At 43.5% G+C, this 16,052-nt stretch carries 14 protein-coding genes, 12 tRNA genes and 1 rRNA gene; 25 read left to right on the forward strand and 2 right to left on the reverse strand.

Annotation, left to right across the window (positions count from 1 at the left end):
* Window positions 1–9: 9 nt before the first annotated feature.
* The 23 genes from rrf (at window position 10) to glmS (ending at window position 12,320) form a co-directional block, all read left to right on the forward strand.
* Window positions 10–126 (forward strand): 5S ribosomal RNA (gene rrf, locus L1765_RS07705).
* 6 nt (window positions 127–132) lie between these two features.
* A tRNA-Asn gene (locus L1765_RS07710) sits at window positions 133–207 on the forward strand.
* A 1-nt stretch (window position 208) separates the two neighbouring features.
* Window positions 209–284: transfer RNA gene (locus L1765_RS07715), tRNA-Thr, on the forward strand.
* Between the two features lie 7 nt (window positions 285–291).
* Window positions 292–366: transfer RNA gene (locus L1765_RS07720), tRNA-Glu, on the forward strand.
* A gap of 175 nt (window positions 367–541) precedes the next feature.
* A tRNA-Val gene (locus L1765_RS07725) sits at window positions 542–617 on the forward strand.
* A gap of 65 nt (window positions 618–682) precedes the next feature.
* Window positions 683–758 (forward strand) — tRNA-Thr (locus L1765_RS07730).
* Window positions 759–794: 36 nt separating this feature from the next.
* Window positions 795–879: transfer RNA gene (locus L1765_RS07735), tRNA-Tyr, on the forward strand.
* A gap of 12 nt (window positions 880–891) precedes the next feature.
* Window positions 892–966 (forward strand) — tRNA-Gln (locus L1765_RS07740).
* A gap of 7 nt (window positions 967–973) precedes the next feature.
* Window positions 974–1,049 (forward strand) — tRNA-Lys (locus tag L1765_RS07745).
* 8 nt (window positions 1,050–1,057) lie between these two features.
* A tRNA-Leu gene (locus L1765_RS07750) sits at window positions 1,058–1,141 on the forward strand.
* 3 nt (window positions 1,142–1,144) lie between these two features.
* A tRNA-Gly gene (locus tag L1765_RS07755) sits at window positions 1,145–1,219 on the forward strand.
* Window positions 1,220–1,375: 156 nt separating this feature from the next.
* Window positions 1,376–1,449, forward strand: a tRNA-Gly gene (locus L1765_RS07760).
* Window positions 1,450–1,458: 9 nt separating this feature from the next.
* Window positions 1,459–1,534: transfer RNA gene (locus L1765_RS07765), tRNA-Ala, on the forward strand.
* A 166-nt stretch (window positions 1,535–1,700) separates the two neighbouring features.
* Complete coding sequence (locus tag L1765_RS07770) at window positions 1,701–2,366, forward strand: amino acid ABC transporter permease (protein ID WP_236406131.1); 666 nt, start codon at window positions 1,701–1,703, stop codon at window positions 2,364–2,366.
* Window positions 2,347–3,003 carry an amino acid ABC transporter permease gene (locus L1765_RS07775; protein WP_236406133.1) on the forward strand — a complete coding sequence of 219 codons (657 nt, stop codon included), beginning with the start codon at window positions 2,347–2,349 and terminating at the stop codon, window positions 3,001–3,003. The genes L1765_RS07770 and L1765_RS07775 overlap by 20 nt, the downstream gene beginning before the upstream one ends.
* A gap of 56 nt (window positions 3,004–3,059) precedes the next feature.
* Complete coding sequence (locus L1765_RS07780; RefSeq protein ID WP_236406203.1) at window positions 3,060–3,917, forward strand: transporter substrate-binding domain-containing protein; 858 nt, start codon at window positions 3,060–3,062, stop codon at window positions 3,915–3,917.
* A gap of 190 nt (window positions 3,918–4,107) precedes the next feature.
* Window positions 4,108–5,010: an arginase gene (rocF, locus tag L1765_RS07785; protein ID WP_236406135.1), complete on the forward strand. Its 903-nt coding sequence runs from the start codon at window positions 4,108–4,110 to the stop codon at window positions 5,008–5,010.
* 143 nt (window positions 5,011–5,153) lie between these two features.
* Window positions 5,154–5,717 (forward strand): RNA polymerase sigma factor SigW, encoded by a 564-nt coding sequence (gene sigW / locus L1765_RS07790; protein WP_236406137.1) that lies wholly within the window; start codon window positions 5,154–5,156, stop codon window positions 5,715–5,717.
* A 26-nt stretch (window positions 5,718–5,743) separates the two neighbouring features.
* Window positions 5,744–6,358 (forward strand): zf-HC2 domain-containing protein, encoded by a 615-nt coding sequence (locus L1765_RS07795; RefSeq protein WP_236406138.1) that lies wholly within the window; start codon window positions 5,744–5,746, stop codon window positions 6,356–6,358.
* 82 nt (window positions 6,359–6,440) lie between these two features.
* Window positions 6,441–7,256 carry a diadenylate cyclase CdaA gene (cdaA, locus tag L1765_RS07800; RefSeq protein WP_236406139.1) on the forward strand — a complete coding sequence of 272 codons (816 nt, stop codon included), beginning with the start codon at window positions 6,441–6,443 and terminating at the stop codon, window positions 7,254–7,256.
* Window positions 7,249–8,562 carry a CdaR family protein gene (locus tag L1765_RS07805; protein WP_236406140.1) on the forward strand — a complete coding sequence of 438 codons (1,314 nt, stop codon included), beginning with the start codon at window positions 7,249–7,251 and terminating at the stop codon, window positions 8,560–8,562. Before cdaA ends, L1765_RS07805 begins: the two co-directional genes overlap by 8 nt.
* 164 nt (window positions 8,563–8,726) lie before the next feature.
* Window positions 8,727–10,067: a phosphoglucosamine mutase gene (gene glmM, locus L1765_RS07810; protein WP_236406141.1), complete on the forward strand. Its 1,341-nt coding sequence runs from the start codon at window positions 8,727–8,729 to the stop codon at window positions 10,065–10,067.
* A 426-nt stretch (window positions 10,068–10,493) separates the two neighbouring features.
* Window positions 10,494–12,320, forward strand: coding sequence for a glutamine--fructose-6-phosphate transaminase (isomerizing) (gene glmS / locus L1765_RS07815; RefSeq protein ID WP_236406142.1), 1,827 nt, complete (start codon window positions 10,494–10,496; stop codon window positions 12,318–12,320).
* Window positions 12,321–12,573: 253 nt separating this feature from the next.
* Here the strand turns inward: glmS and L1765_RS07820 are convergent, their stop codons facing one another.
* Together L1765_RS07820 and L1765_RS07825 are read right to left on the reverse strand one after the other, a co-directional pair.
* Window positions 12,574–12,765 (reverse strand): hypothetical protein, encoded by a 192-nt coding sequence (locus tag L1765_RS07820; RefSeq protein WP_236406143.1) that lies wholly within the window; start codon window positions 12,763–12,765, stop codon window positions 12,574–12,576.
* A gap of 384 nt (window positions 12,766–13,149) precedes the next feature.
* Window positions 13,150–14,316 carry an MFS transporter gene (locus L1765_RS07825; RefSeq protein ID WP_236406144.1) on the reverse strand — a complete coding sequence of 389 codons (1,167 nt, stop codon included), beginning with the start codon at window positions 14,314–14,316 and terminating at the stop codon, window positions 13,150–13,152.
* 212 nt (window positions 14,317–14,528) lie between these two features.
* Here L1765_RS07825 and L1765_RS07830 point away from each other — a divergent pair, with 212 nt between their 5' ends.
* Together L1765_RS07830 and L1765_RS07835 are read left to right on the forward strand one after the other, a co-directional pair.
* A complete protein-coding gene (locus L1765_RS07830) occupies window positions 14,529–15,410 on the forward strand; it encodes a LysR family transcriptional regulator (RefSeq protein ID WP_236406145.1) in 882 nt (293 codons plus the stop codon).
* Window positions 15,411–15,589: 179 nt separating this feature from the next.
* A complete protein-coding gene (locus L1765_RS07835; protein WP_407942228.1) occupies window positions 15,590–16,045 on the forward strand; it encodes a putative iron-sulfur cluster-binding metallochaperone in 456 nt (151 codons plus the stop codon).
* The last annotated feature ends 7 nt before the right edge of the window (window positions 16,046–16,052 follow it).

The raw sequence follows: 16,052 nt of genomic DNA on the forward strand, positions 1-16,052 counted from the left end.
GTATAGAAGTCTGGTGATGATGGCGGAGGGGATACACGCGTACCCATCCCGAACACGACCGTTAAGCCCTCCAGCGCCGATGGTACTTGGACCGGGAGGTCCTGGGAGAGTAGGACGTTGCCAGGCAAATGATCCGCAGTAGCTCAATGGTGGAGCACCCGGCTGTTAACCGGTAGGTTGCAGGTTCGAGTCCTGCCTGCGGAGCCATGCTCCTGTAGCTCAGTCGGCAGAGCGCTTCCATGGTAAGGAAGAGGTCGCAGGTTCGATTCCTGTCGGGAGCACCATATAAGTGGCCCGTTGGTCAAGTGGTTAAGACACCGCCCTTTCACGGCGGTAACAGGGGTTCGAATCCCCTACGGGTCACCACTTTCATAAATATCTACTGAGTAGGGAGATGAGAACCCCTAAGGGTTCGTCGGAAACACTGTGAACAAGGACCGTAAGGGACGCAGTGAACAGATGTTGGAGTCACGACGAAGGAGTGTATCCCCTACGGGTCACCACTTTCATAAATATCTACTGAGTAGATTTCATAAACTATGGACGGTTAGCTCAGCTGGGAGAGCACCTGCCTTACAAGCAGGGGGTCGGCGGTTCGATCCCGTCACCGTCCACCATTTTTTTCACAGACTCGAAGGAATACTCTTGGTAAAAAGCAAAGTTTTGACTGATTTCTAAGATTGCCGGTGTAGCTCAATTGGTAGAGCAACTGACTTGTAATCAGTAGGTTGGGGGTTCAAGTCCTCTCGCCGGCACCATTTTAGGAGTAAGAGATGTGAGATATATTCTAGTGCGGAGGGGTACCAAAGTGGCCAAATGGGGCGGACTGTAAATCCGTTGGCATCGCCTTCGTAGGTTCGAATCCTACCCCCTCCACCATGAGTTGATTGATGGGCATTAGCCAAGCGGTAAGGCAACGGACTTTGACTCCGTGATTCCCTGGTTCGAATCCAGGATGCCCAGCCATTTTAGTGAGCCATTAGCTCAGTTGGTAGAGCACCTGACTTTTAATCAGGGTGTCGAAGGTTCGAGTCCTTCATGGCTCACCATCTTAATTGCGGGTGTGGCGGAATTGGCAGACGCACTAGACTTAGGATCTAGCGCCTCGTGCGTGGGGGTTCAAGTCCCTCCACCCGCACCATACGCGGAAGTGGCTCAGGGGTAGAGCATCGCCTTGCCAAGGCGAGGGTCGCGGGTTCGAATCCCGTCTTCCGCTCCATCATTGAATAAACATCCCCGGAATTAAGTCAAGGGGATTCGAAACCAGCCTGGAACAGGCGGAGGGGACATGGAACACCACTTGAAACATTCATAAAAAAGGATCCTCGATAGGGGGATTTTTTATTTAGGATAATCAGTAACTTTATTATCATTTGCGGGTGTAGTTCAATGGTAGAACATCGGCCTTCCAAGCCGAATGCGTGGGTTCGATTCCCATCACCCGCTCCATAGACATATGGGGCATTAGCTCAGCTGGGAGAGCGCTACACTGGCAGTGTAGAGGTCAGCGGTTCGATCCCGCTATGCTCCACCATAAACTGTAATTGAAAGTAAGTCACTAGGATTAGTGACTTTTTTTATATATAAAATACTTGAAAATTAACAGATATATAGTATACTATACTTCATAGTTTTAAATCATAGTTATCTTATATGATTTGTGGTTTAATAATTTTATTGATAGATATTGGGGGTAAGAGATGACTTTTGATGTACCCTTTATGATAGATCAAATTCCTCGCTTTATAGATGGGGCTTTGATGACTTTAGCGGTTGGGTTGATTGTAATGATTACTTCAACGGTTATCGGGTTTATCAACGCAACCATTTTATTTTTTCGATGGAAGGGGATTCGGATATTCATCCGATGGTATGTAGAATTCTCACGTAATACGCCCCTATTGGTTCAGATATTTTTTCTGTTTTTCGCCTTACCGTCATTGGGTATAAAAATGTCTCCATTTACCACAGCGATCGTAGGCATGACTTTCCTTGGCGGTGGGTACACAACGGAAATTTTTCGATCAGGAATTGAGGCGGTACCAAGAGGGCAAATTGAAGCAGGTCTGGCACTTGGAATGTCTAAATGGCAAACTTATTGCTTTGTGGTGATTCCGCAGGCATTAAAGATAGCTATGGCCGCGTTTATTGGGAATGTTATTTTCCTTTTAAAGGAAACTTCCATCGTTTCGGCTATTGGAGTACAGGAACTGTTATATACAGCCACAGATATCATCGCCACATACTATAAGACATTTGAGATGTTTGCTCTATTGGCCCTTTCCTACCTGTTTTTAATTCTTCCTTTATCTGCCTTGCTATCCATGGTGGAAAGGAGGGTAAACCGTGAGCAGTTCGCCGATTGATGTTTTGATCCAATCTGTTCCTTTATTAATGAAAGGGCTTCTTCATACCATATTGATTGCTGTCTATTCTCTGGTGATCAGCACAGTTGGAGGGGTCGTTTTCGGGGTAATCAGAACGATTAGAGTAAAATGGGTTCGCTTTATTTCAAGAACTTACGTGGAAATTTTCCGAGCCATTCCTGTTCTGGTTACCATGTTTTTCTTCTTCTTTGGGCTTCCTATTTTTTTTGGAATGGATGTTCCTAGCAAAGTAGCAGCAGTGACTGCTCTCTCGTTATGGGGAATCGCGGAAATTGGAGAAATTGCCCGCGGTGCACTGCAGTCATTGCCCAAGGGGCAGGAGGAAGCGGGCAAATCTCTGGGAATGACGATGAGGCAAATATACCAATATATTCTTGTTCCACAGGCGGTTCGTCGCATGATTCCCCCAACAATGAATATGTATACTCGGATTATCAAAACCACGTCCATCTCAGTTTTGATCGGAGTAACGGAAGTGATGAAGGTGGGACAGGATATTACCCAAAGGACGGGTCAGCCTATCATCATTTATGGCATGATATTGGTATTTTATTTTTTATTATGTTATCCACTGTCCGAATGGTCCAGAAGATTGGAAGTGAAAAGGACGTATTAAATTCATCTTTTCAAAAATCAACTAGATAAATCTTGGAGAGGAGAGAAGTGAAGGATATGAAAAAAATCACCATGTGGTTCTTGTTGGTTGGCTTCGTTTTTGGTTTGGTTTTGGTTGGCTGCAGCAGCCAAACCCAGGAGGAAAAAGCAGGGGAAAATGGAAAAGGAACCATTGAATCCATTAAAGAAAGAGGAAGGCTCATCATAGGAGTAAAAACAGATTTTCCGCCTTTCGGGTATGTAGATGAAAAAGGTGACATTACCGGTTTTGAAGTGGCCCTGGCCAAGCGTTTTGCCAAGGAGTTGTTTGGCGACGAGTCAAAAGTAGAACTTGTTCCGGTTACCGGGCCAAACCGCGTTCCTTATCTCCAATCAGATAAAGTGGATATCATTCTGGCTACCATGTCAGTGACAGAAGACAGGGAAAAAGTGGTTGACTTTACCAACCCTCATTTTAAAACTTCTTCAGCCGTTATTGTAAGAGCAGATAGCGATATCCAAGCAATTAAAGATTTGGCTGGGAAAAAAGTCATTGTCGTAAAAGGTTCAACAGGCGATATCAATATGACGAAACTAGTTCCCGATGCAGAATTATTGAAATTAGGAAATAATACGGAGGCCTTGCAGGCATTAAAGGATGGCCGCGGGGATGCCTACATGCAGGATAATGTAATGCTGTACTATTGGGCGCGCAATAACGGAGGTTTCCGTATTCTGGATGAACAAGTGGACCCTACTCCATGGGCGCCCGCTGTAAAAGAAGGGAATACCGAATTAAAAGAATGGATTAATCAAACCCTTGAGAAGTTAGGGGAAGAGCAATACATGCACAAGCTATATGATGAATATCTAAAAGATCAACTTGGCTCTGACTTAAATCCTGATGATTTTGTTGTTGAAGGTGGCAAACTCTAATAATTCAGGAGTAAATTCACTCAAAATAGAGTAGATCCTATAGCCCATTATTTTTCCGATTTTTAGGAAGATAATGGGCTTTAATTATAAATATACAAAGGTTTGTTCAGTTGAGTCACTGCTGGGGAACCATATACAATAAGACTGTTGGCAAAGAAACTGTTCATATCATATAAGGAGGGTGGAGCAATTGAAGAAAAACATAGCGCTCATTGGAGTGCCGATGGATTTAGGTGCTGACCGAAGAGGAGTAGATATGGGTCCCAGCGCCATTCGGTATGCTGGAGTTGAAAAGCGATTAATCAACTTAGGTTATATAGTTGAAGACTTGGGAGATATTACAGTTCCCCGCCCCAAAAAACTGGAAACGGTTCCAAATCACAATCTTAAATATTTAGAAGAAGTGGCTGAAGCCAATGAAGAACTGTCCAAAATTGTATCACAGGTAATGGCAGATGGTTCTTTTCCTTTGGTGATTGGAGGAGACCACAGTATCGCCATTGGCACTATCGCCGGTATTTGTCAGCACAAAATGAAACTGGGTGTCATTTGGTTTGATGCCCATGGAGATTTAAATACCGGTGAAACCTCTCCATCAGGGAATATTCATGGAATGTCTCTGGCCGTCAGCTTGGGTTTAGGGCATCCTGTACTCACTTCAATTGGCGGAAATCATGCCAAAGTACACCCTGAAAATGTGGTAATCATTGGGGCTCGTGATTTAGATGCAGGGGAAAGAAAGCTGATCAAGGATATGGGAATCCATGTGTTTACCATGCATGAAATTGACCGATTGGGAATGACCAAAGTGATGGAAAAAACCCTAGAGATTGTTACGAACGGAACCGATGGGGTTCATTTAAGTCTGGATTTGGATGGACTGGATCCCCATGATGCACCTGGAGTTGGAACTCCGGTTATTGGTGGAATTACCTATCGAGAAAGTCATTTAGCTATGGAAATATTGGCTGAGGCTCAAGTCATGACCTCCGCTGAGTTTGTAGAGGTAAATCCTATATTGGATATTCAAAATAACACGGCTAAAGTGGCTGTCGCCTTGATTGGTTCTGCCTTTGGTGAAAAACTTCTTTAACTTCAATACAACTTATTTTATGATAAACTTAAAGCTGCATAACCTGCAGCTTTTTTTATAGTGACAATAACCGTATGAAAATAGTGAAACCTTTTATTAGCTCCCCCGTATTATAAATAACCTCTGATGGAGAGGGTTGACACATGGAATTTGTAGAAAAAAGATTGGCTCAGTTAGCAAAAAAAGGAGACAGGCAAGCATTCGCTGAGCTTGTGGATATATATAAAGATAAGGTCTATCATTTGGCATACCGCATGTTGGGAAATACCCAGGAAGCTGAAGATATCGGGCAAGAAACATTTCTTAGAGTATATTCCAATTTGGCCAGATATGATGAAGGATACAAGTTTTCCACCTGGATATACCGGATCGCTACGAATTTATGCATAGACCGCTTGCGGAAGAGGAGACAGGTCTATTCTCTTGATGCAGAGGTAGAAGGGACGGATGGACTGGATATGTATTCCCAAATCTCTGACCAGAGAAAAGGACCAGAAGAAGAAATACTGACCAGTGAACTTCAGGGTGTCATCCAGGATGCGATTCATCAACTGCCGCCCAAGTATAAAAATGTGATTATCTTAAGATATGTCAATGATTTGTCTATACAAGAGATTAGCGAAATTCTAGACATACCTGTTCCTACAGTGAAAACCCGGATTCATCGGGGAAGAGAAGCTTTGCGGAAAAAACTTCAACATGTCTGACATCGTTATTGAGAGGACGGATTGATATGGATTGTTCCACTTCACGAAAATTGATACATGATTATTTGGATAAGGAGATCCAAGCATCATCTCTTCGCAAGCTAAGAGAGCACATAAAGGAATGTAAAGACTGCGCCAGGCATTTAAAAGAATTGGAAAAAACCGAGGCTCTCTTGTATAACCTATCACCGATGACGATTTCCCCACAATTTACCGCGAAAGTTTTGGAGAAATTGCCGGTAGAACATAAGAGCAAAAGAATTGGACGCTGGTTTAGAAACCATCCTTTTGTCACAGCGGCTTCTCTTTTCCTGATCTTAATGCTAGGTAGTATCGTATCTGCCTGGAATGCTGACCAGGAAGGATTCTCCTTTTCATCCCCAAAGCCACAGCAGCTGATTATTAATCATGAGAAAATTATTGTACCTGAAGGGGAAGTTGTTTCGGGAGACTTGATCGTAAAAAATGGGGATATTGAAGTAAGGGGTCGGGTAGAAGGGAATGTCGTCGCTATCGATGGTAAGGTATACCTGGCATCTACCGCATACATCACCGGACAAACGAAGGAGATTGACGAGTTTTTTGAATGGCTGAGTTTTCAATGGGAAAAGGGATGGAACTGGGTAAAAGGGAAAGAATGAAGCAGGAAATCAATGGTGGATTGACGAATTAATGGATAGCAGATACTATCGTGTAAGAGCGGATAAAATGGAGGAACGATGAATGGATTCCCTAAGGAATGTTGTCCAGTATTTAGGGGACGTAGTTGATATACTAATTGTCACCTACATTATTTATAAATTTATTTTATTTATACGCGGAACCAGGGCCATTCAGCTATTAAAGGGAATCACGGTCATCGTGATTGTATGGCTTCTCAGTATTTATTTTCAATTAAATACCCTCCAATGGCTCATGTCTCAAGCATTTACCTATGGAGTTTTCGCCATTTTGATTATATTTCAGCCTGAACTGAGAAGAGCATTGGAACGTCTGGGAAGGAACCGCATTTTTAGCCTAAGCTCCCACCAGGAAGACGATGAAGTGGAGGATATCGTCCATGAAATTGTTAAAGCGGTCCAATACATGGAGAAGCGAAGAATTGGTGCCTTGATTGTCATTGAAAGGGATACGGGGATCAATGATTATATCGAAACGGGAATTGAAATCAATGGGAAAGTTAGCTCTGAACTACTAATCAATATCTTTATTCCCAATACCCCGTTGCATGACGGGGCGGTCATTCTCAGGAAGGACGCTGTCATGGCTGCCAGCTGCTATTTACCTTTATCTGAAAATCCGTTTATCAACAAGGAATTGGGGACAAGGCACCGGGCAGGAATAGGAATCACAGAAGTGTCTGATAGTCTTAGTGTCATTGTTTCGGAAGAAACGGGACAAGTTTCAATTGCTAAAAATGGGGAGATGGAACGAAATATTTCAGATACTCAATTAGAAGAATGGTTAGTTAAAGAATTAAAGCCTGCGGTAAAGCCCTCAAACGGACCATGGTATAGAAAGGGTAGTCGTCATGGATAAATGGCTGAAAAGTAATACATTTGTCAAAGTGGTTTCGTTACTTTTGGCAGTTATGCTTTGGATGGTGGTAAACCTGGAGAAACCGCCTGCTGCATCAGAACCTCCTACACCACAGGAAACATCTACCACAATCAAAGCCGTTAATTTGGGCGTGAAATATGATAAAGACCGGTTTTCCATTGTCAACAAACCGGATTCAGTTGACGTGATTTTGCAGGGGAAAAAATCGTTGCTAAACCAACAACAAATTATGGCTGGGAAATATCAGGTGTTTATCGATGTGACCCAACTGGGTTCCGGAACCTTTGATGTGCCCGTCAGCTACAGTGGTTTTCCCGAAGGAGTGAAAGTTCAAATCGTCCCTGGCACCGTTTCCGTCACCATAGAGGAGAAGCAGCGAAAGGAAATGCCAATCACCGTTGAATTAATCGGAAGTACTCAGGAGGGATATATTCCTGGCCAGGCCATCGTAAAACCGATTAGAGCCTTGGTCATGGCACCGGAAAGCCAATTGGAAAAAGTTGCACTGGTCAAAGCGGTCGTAAATGTGGACGGTGTGAATGGCCCAATTACAAAAACGGTACCATTAAAGGTCTTGGATGCACAAGGGAACGAATTGAAGGTGGATGTAAATCCGGCCGTGGCTGATGTAACGGTCCCTATCACCAGCCCTTTTATTACGATACCGATTAAGCTGGATGTTATCAATCGTCCGGCTTCAGGATACAGCGTACAATCCATAAAGCCAAGTTTTGAAGAAATCGCGGTTTTTGGACCCTTAAATGTATTAAAGTCTATTGATTACTATCCGGGACCACAGATCGATTTAACTGGGTATACATCTGATCGGTTTCTGCAGCTTAAAATTCCAATGATGGATGGAGTGACAAAAATAGAACCTGATTTTATTGAGATCCTTGTTAAAATAGTTCCAACTGAGGAAAAGCTGATTAAAGGCATTCCCCTTTCCATTAACGGAAAAAGGGAAGATATGAATGTATCCCTCGCAAATCCGGAAATGGATCAAATAGATGTCACCTTACTGGGAGCAAAAGAGTTACTAAAGGATGTGGAAAAGGAAGATATCCAGGCCTTTGTTGATGTTAGCAATATGCTGCCAGGAACGTATGACATTCCGATTACCTTTAATCTGCCGAATTTTGTTGAGGTCAAGAATATGGATCTGCAAAAAGTAACCGTCATGATTTCTGAACAAAACAGGCAGTCAGGAACAGAGCAAAATCCTGAAAAACAGCCGGAACAGCCAGTAACACAAACTGATTCAGCTGATGCGGGGGATCAGTAACGAATCAATAGACAGAACCGTATACATGATAATAGACACTTTTTATACATTTAAGAAAGTTTAACTTCTTTAAGAAGAATAAAGTATAAGAAAAACTAAGGCTTTCGCTATTAAGGACTTGGCGATAAGCCAAGTTTTTCTAATGGTGGAATGAGGAGGATTATATGGGTAAGTATTTTGGTACAGACGGAGTTAGGGGAATTGCCAATCTAGAGTTAACACCTGAGCTGGCCTTTAAAATTGGACGTTGCGGCGGATATGCTTTGACCAGGCAAAAAGAGCACCCAAAGGTATTGATCGGTAGAGATACGCGGATTTCTGGTCAGTTGCTGGAAGGGGCTCTGATGGCTGGACTTCTTTCTATTGGCGTGGAAGTCTTAAGGCTGGGAGTCATCACGACTCCTGGGGTGGCTTATCTCACAAAGGCAATGGGAGCCGATGCCGGGATCATGATTTCTGCATCCCATAATCCTGTTCAGGATAACGGGATCAAATTTTTTGGTGCAGACGGTTTTAAACTAGGCGATGACATGGAGCAGCAAATCGAATCGTATATTGATTTGGAAGCTGACAACCTTCCCAGGCCAACAGGGGAAAAAGTGGGCCAAGTCATGGACTTTTTTGAAGGCGGCCAAAAGTATATCCAATATTTAAAAAGTACCGTGAAAGAAACCTTTTCAGATCTTCATATTGTGCTGGATTGTGCCAATGGTGCAGCATCCAGTTGGGCCCCCAAACTGTTTGCCGATCTTGGAGCCAAAGTAACAACCCTATATGCCAATCCCAACGGCACCAATATTAATCAGAACTGCGGTTCAACCCATCCTGAAAATCTCAGGGAAGAGGTGTTGAGCAGAAAAGCAGATATCGGGCTGGCTTTTGACGGAGATGCGGACCGCTTGATTGCTGTGGATGAAAAGGGAAATCTGATTGACGGGGATCATATTTTGTATATATGCGGAACATGGCTGAAAGAAAAAGGGAAATTAAAGAACCAGACCGTGGTCTCCACCGTGATGAGCAACATTGGATTCCGCAAGAAAATGGAAGAACACGGAATTCACACGGTCTATACCTCTGTGGGAGACCGCTATGTGGTGGAAGAGATGCGCAAGAATGATTATGTCCTTGGCGGAGAACAATCGGGACATATTATTTTCCTACAGCATAATACTACTGGTGACGGGATGCTAACGGCACTTCAGTTGATTCAGGTGATGACGGATAAAGGAAAAGCCCTCTCTTCTTTGGCTAAAGAAATGACAAAGTACCCTCAGAAATTGGTGAATGTTCCCGTCAAGGAGAAAAAGGGCTGGGATGTCAATCCGCGGATTCAGGAAGAAATCGGAAAGATCGAATCCCTGTTATCCGATGAAGGACGATTACTGGTCAGACCTTCCGGAACAGAATCGATAATCCGGCTCATGGCTGAAGGCCCCGATGAAGCGGTCATCACTGCATATTTGGATCACTTGGCTCAAGTGATCAAAGAAGAATTGTCGTAAACTACTCGCCACAAGGTATCACATCCACAGATAAAAACCGGCACACCATCCGCCGGTTTTTTGCATATGAATACCAAAGAAGGCAACATGGGGTACGAATGTCAATTGTCTGTTCTCTGTAAATATGGTAAAGTACATGTGTATCCATTCAAGAAGGGAAAGGAGGGCCGTGAGAATATTTACTTAATAAAGCGCCAGGACTGCAGAAGGCAGTTGACGAGGTTGGAGGTTATCGAAGGATTCGGCGGATGCCTCCCGGTGCCCTGGGACCCAGCACTGTGCCCTCCGGGTGAAAACCATCAAGGCGACTTGGTGAACAAACATCTAGAGGATGGCCCAAACTAAACATGGAATGACGGGGGGTGAATCCCCCGCAGGACGGAAGGAAATTCACCCCCTGTCCAACTTGAGGGGGAAAACAAGAATATGTGCGGTATTGTAGGATATATTGGCCCGAAACAGGCTCCATCCATTTTGGTTGAGGGGCTAAAGAAACTGGAGTACAGAGGGTATGATTCGGCGGGAATCTCTGTATTAAACGGGTCCATTCAAGTGAAAAAAGCAAAGGGACGTTTGGCCGTATTGGAAGAGAAATTGATGGCTGAACCGCTGGAAGGAAATCTGGGAATCGGCCATACCCGATGGGCCACCCACGGCAAACCATCGGATGAGAATGCCCATCCCCATACGGAACAAAGCGGCAATTTTGTCGTGGTTCACAATGGGATTATTGAAAACTATTTAACTTTGAAAGAAGAATTAATTCAGAAGGGACATCAATTTGTTTCCGAAACAGATACGGAAGTGATCGCCCATCTTTTGTCTGATCTTTTTGACGGAGATTTGATCTCTACCGTAAGAAAGGCGGTCGCTAAAATGTCCGGCGCCTATGCCTTGGGAATCATCTACAAGAATGAACCGGATAAATTGGTGGCGGTCCGTTTAGCCAGCCCGCTCATCATTGGCTTGGGAAAAGGGGAAAACTTCCTCGCATCAGACATTCCTGCCATCCTTGAACATACTCGAGATGTGATCATACTTAATGATGGAGAAATGGCCATCTTAACTCAGGATTCTGTTCAAGTCACTACCTTGACGGGAGAGAATTTGCAAAGGGAGCCGTTAAAGGTCGATTGGGATATTGAAACAGCCGAAAAAGGCGGATATGACCACTTTATGTTAAAGGAAATCTATGAACAGCCCAAGGCATTTCGCAATACCATGGGAAGCCGCATTGATTCCCAGTCGGGCAAAGTGGTGTTTCCGGAGCTTCAGCTAACCAAAGACGAGATCCAACAGGTTGACCGCTTGTACATTGTGGCCTGTGGAACGGCCTATCATGCGGGATTAATAGGCAAGAATATTATAGAGCAATTGCTTCGCATTCCAGTAGAGGTGGAAGTGGCTTCCGAGTATAGATACAAGAATCCGATTATCAATGAACGGACTATGGTAATGGTGATCAGCCAGTCCGGTGAAACGGCGGATACTCTGGCTGCCCTTCGTGAAAGCCAGCGTTTGGGGGCGAAGGTATTTGCCATCACCAACGTGGTGGGCAGCTCCGTAGCCAGAGAAGCTGATCAGGTGATTTATACCTGGGCCGGACCGGAAATTGCCGTAGCCTCAACCAAGGCTTATACATCCCAACTGATTGCCTTGTATTTGTTCGCCATTTACCTGGCACAGGAACTGGGGACTCAAGACTCCGCCTTGCTCCAGCAGCTGGTGGAAGAGTTAGTGAAACTGCCGGAGAAAGCCGAGCAAATATTGGCAAACACAGAAGAAATCAAGCAATTTGCCGAAGGAATCAAAGAAAAGGAGCACCTTTTCTTCATTGGGCGCGGTTTGGATTATGCTGTTTCTTTGGAAGGCTCCCTGAAGCTGAAAGAAATCTCCTATATTCACTCAGAAGCCTATGCCGCCGGAGAATTAAAGCACGGGACATTGGCTCTTATTGAGGAAAACATACCGGTCATTGCCCTGGCCACCCAGGAATCCCTATTGGATAAAACCGTAAGCAATATCACAGAAGTAAAGGCCAGAGGAGCCAAGGTATTGGGAATTGCCTACGAAGACAACACGGAAATTGGCAAATCCGTTGATCAGGTAATCACCATTCCCAGAACTCATCCCTTGCTCTCTCCAGCCTTATCCGTCATTCCATTACAACTCCTTGCCTACTACACATCCCTCGCCAGAGGAAATGACGTGGATAAACCACGGAACCTGGCCAAGAGTGTAACAGTGGAGTAGGGGAAAAGATTATATAGCGGTTGTTGTTAATATCAAATAAATCCCGTCCTGGGGTAATAAAATCTGTCCAGGGACAATAAATCATGTCCAAGAAGCCGAGCGGTGTTAGGGCTCTTACCCGATCGCCTGTTCGGCTTTCTCTTTTTTGAGCAGGTACAGGGGAGAGGGGATAGGAACGGCGTCTGATTTATCAAGCAGTTTCCCAATATACCCCCTCCCGCTATATACCGATTGAGCTTCTCCATTTGTTCACTCAAATTATTTCCCTGGACATTTCCCAACGTTCCATTTTCGTGCTCCCTGCCGCCCTTTCGACTAATTTCTTCCAATTTGGCGGACACTTTTTATTTTCCTGGTATTTTGTACCAACTGGCTCCTCAAAACCTGAAACCCTTTGTGCGGCAAGGGATTGGAGGCTTTGGTGGGGCTTGAGTGGGATGGACATGAATTATTGTCTCTTGACATAGTAGGGAAATCAAAATGGGATGTTGACGTTCAGTTCGTTTTGTTTGCTTAGAGGGGCAGGGGAAAGGAAGTTCTGAAAAGCATGGAATAGCACGAAGTACATTTCAATTTCAATGCCTGGCATGTGATATAAAATGTGTAAGAAAGTAGGGTACAACAAAAGTATATAAAATGGTCAAAAAATAAATAACGGGCGAAGTGAATGTTTACATGCATTGTAGATGAGCGTGATTTAAAGGCCATTACTGAAACACTTATGAAAGAAAAAGTATTATTTCATCCTCGAATTTCCCCAACGGGAATTGAGGAAACGATGAAAACGAGTTGCCCGAACTGCGGGAAAAATGGAAGACGACCTCGCTCTTTAGTCATCAATATGACTCGTTTTACTTTCCTTTTTCTTTGTTAGCATTAGCATTAACTGTCCGAAAAATGCTACTAATACAAGGCAACCAGCAGCAAAAGGAAGTTGAGAAGGTCTTAAACCTGCGAACAGTGCAAAACCTCCAATCATTGAGCCCACTGCACTGCCTAAATAATTTGCAGAGCTGTTTAATGCAACTACAGTTTCAGCGTGATCACGTTGTGAGAGGAGCAGTGCATGTTGTTGTGGTGGTTGAGAAGCCCAGCCCATTGCTCCCCAAAAGAAAATAGGTAGAAACGGTAACACAGGATATCTTAGTGTAGATGGTAGACTAAACATTGCTAATGCCATTATTGCCAAGATACCAGCCATGAGCAATGCAGGACGTTTTGTTCGATCAATTAGAGTCCCGATTGAAAAACTTCCCACAACACCACCAATCCCCCATGCCCATAAATATAAGGTTATATTTTTAACATCTTCAAGGCTCTGTAAAATTAATGCAATATACGTATAGAGGCCTAAACTGGCAGTGCTAGTTACAAATGTGATTCCAACGATTGCTAAAACACGTTTATTAGTCATCATTGCAATACGTTGACATATTGATGGCGGGGCTTCAGCTGGGATGTTAGGAAATAAAATAATGATCCCAACCATGGCTATAAAACCATTTATGGCGACTAACCAAAGAGTTCCCTGCCATCCTATTTGTTCAGCGATTATTAAACCAAGTGGAACCCCTACAACAGTCCCCATACTCATACCTCCCAGTGTCATACCTAGAGCACGTCCACGTTTTTGTTCGGAAACGAGGGATGCTGCAGCAACAGAGACCAAGGGAGAAAAAAGCCCAGCTCCCATTCCTGCCATTGCACGTGAAATAAGAAACAATGAAAAATTAGGGGCTATAGCACTAGCTCCATTTGCCAAAGAGAATACACCAAGTGCAAAAACTAAAATATTGCGAATGGATTTTCCAGCTAGCAATGTTGCAAATATCGGAGCTGCTAGTGCATAACAAAGAGTAAAAACGCTGACTGCTTGTCCAGTATGTGAATCATTTATGTTAAATGTTGCACCAATTTCAGGCAACAAACCTGCTACAACATAGGCATCAAATCCAAGACCAAACATGCCTATTGTAAGAATTATAACTTTCTTCATGGATATTCACCTTTTACCTTTTTACTTCGATCTGGTTTATGTTTGGATACATAGTATGAACAAAACCTTATATTAGACAAGTTGCTATAATATTATGTTATGATAATGAAGGGGCTAATCTCTTGATAAAATACCATATATTCGACATATAAAGAACAACCATTATTCTATATGTCCATAACATATCGTTATAAAGAAGAGGGATTAAAGAAATGAATATGGAATGGTTAAATAGTTTTGCTGCAGCCGCTAAGTTAAAAAGTTTTTCCAAAGCATCAAAAGCCATTAATCTTTCTCAACCAGCATTAAGTAAACATATTCGTAATCTGGAAAATGATCTGGGTGTACAATTGTTTTATAGAACGTCTGGTGGAATCGAACTTACCGAAGCAGGCGAACGCTTCTACACTAGAATAATGCCAGTTATTTCTGATCTAACTGCGATTCGTCAAGAATTACGTCAATATTGCAGAAATAATCCCATAGCGATAGGAAGTCTTCCAAGTCTAGCTACCTACTTCTTGCCTTCAAAAATAAAGGAACTTCAAGCATTAAATCGACCTTATACTTTAATGATTCAAAACACTTCTAGGGAACTCATACAATCATTACAAGAAGGAAGACTTGATGTAGCTTTTGTAAATACATTTTATACAGATGAGTCGTTGTGGAGTTGTGAATTGTTTACGGAATCTTACTGTGCTGTATTTCCTTTAGACAATCGATTTCGATCAAAAAAAACGGTAGAACTTGCTGAACTCTGCAAGGAACCGCTAATTGTTCATCAAGCTCCATGTGATACAAGGGAGCATATTATTTCACAAATGGAGTTGCTTGGATACAAGCCTAACATCGTTAGTGAGGTTGTTTTTGGCGATTTTATATATGGTTATGTAATGGCTGGGATGGGAATAGCTATTGTTCCAGATTTAGTTGCTAAGAATATCAGGCATCTTCAACTCTTTACTTTACCGATTTCGAATTTTAGAAGATCTATTTCAATAGCTACCAAGAGTAGCAAACTCGGAATGCAGTTTTCTATGTTTTTGTCACCAGTTGATGAATATATAACGAAAGAGGGGCGAGCAATATGAAAACTATACCAAAGGCTGAGTCGCAAAAAATTACGTTTCAGATGTTTTAGAAGTTTTATCCAAAAAATTGACTTTTATGTCGGTCATTTCTGAACGCCAAAGCACGTGATACATGGGTAAAATAATAAATGGTATTGACCATCGGAAAAAATGAAAACCTTACGAAAGGCATGGTCAACATGGACTGTTGTGCTCTGACGAACCGAGAAGGAACAAACAAAACGAATTGCCCGAACTGCGGACAAAACGGAAGACGTGTGCCGCTAATCACGCTCAAGTCATTGCTAAAACCTGCGGCTTTGGCGATGCTTGAACCTGACCGTGATTACGCCTTTTGCCCGAACCCGTCCTGCGAAACGGTCTATTTTGCGTGGGACGGTTCGCTGACCTTTGCCGCGGGAGACTTGAAAGTGCCCGTGTTTCAAAAGGATTCGGACATGGATGTCCCCGTTTGTTACTGTTTTGACTGGACGCGGGAACGCATCGAACAAGCCGTGAGGAACGGAGGAGAGCCGCTTCAGGAAATCAAAGCCCATGTCAAGGCGGGGCGTTGCGGTTGTGAAGTGAACAACCCCCAGGGGGCTTGTTGCATGGGGAACGTGGCGGCGTTTATCCGACAGGTGAACGGGAAGTGACCTGTTG

Origin of the sequence: Microaerobacter geothermalis, from assembly GCF_021608135.1 — a bacterium.
GTDB classification, from domain to species: Bacteria; Bacillota; Bacilli; order DSM-22679; family DSM-22679; genus Microaerobacter; species Microaerobacter geothermalis.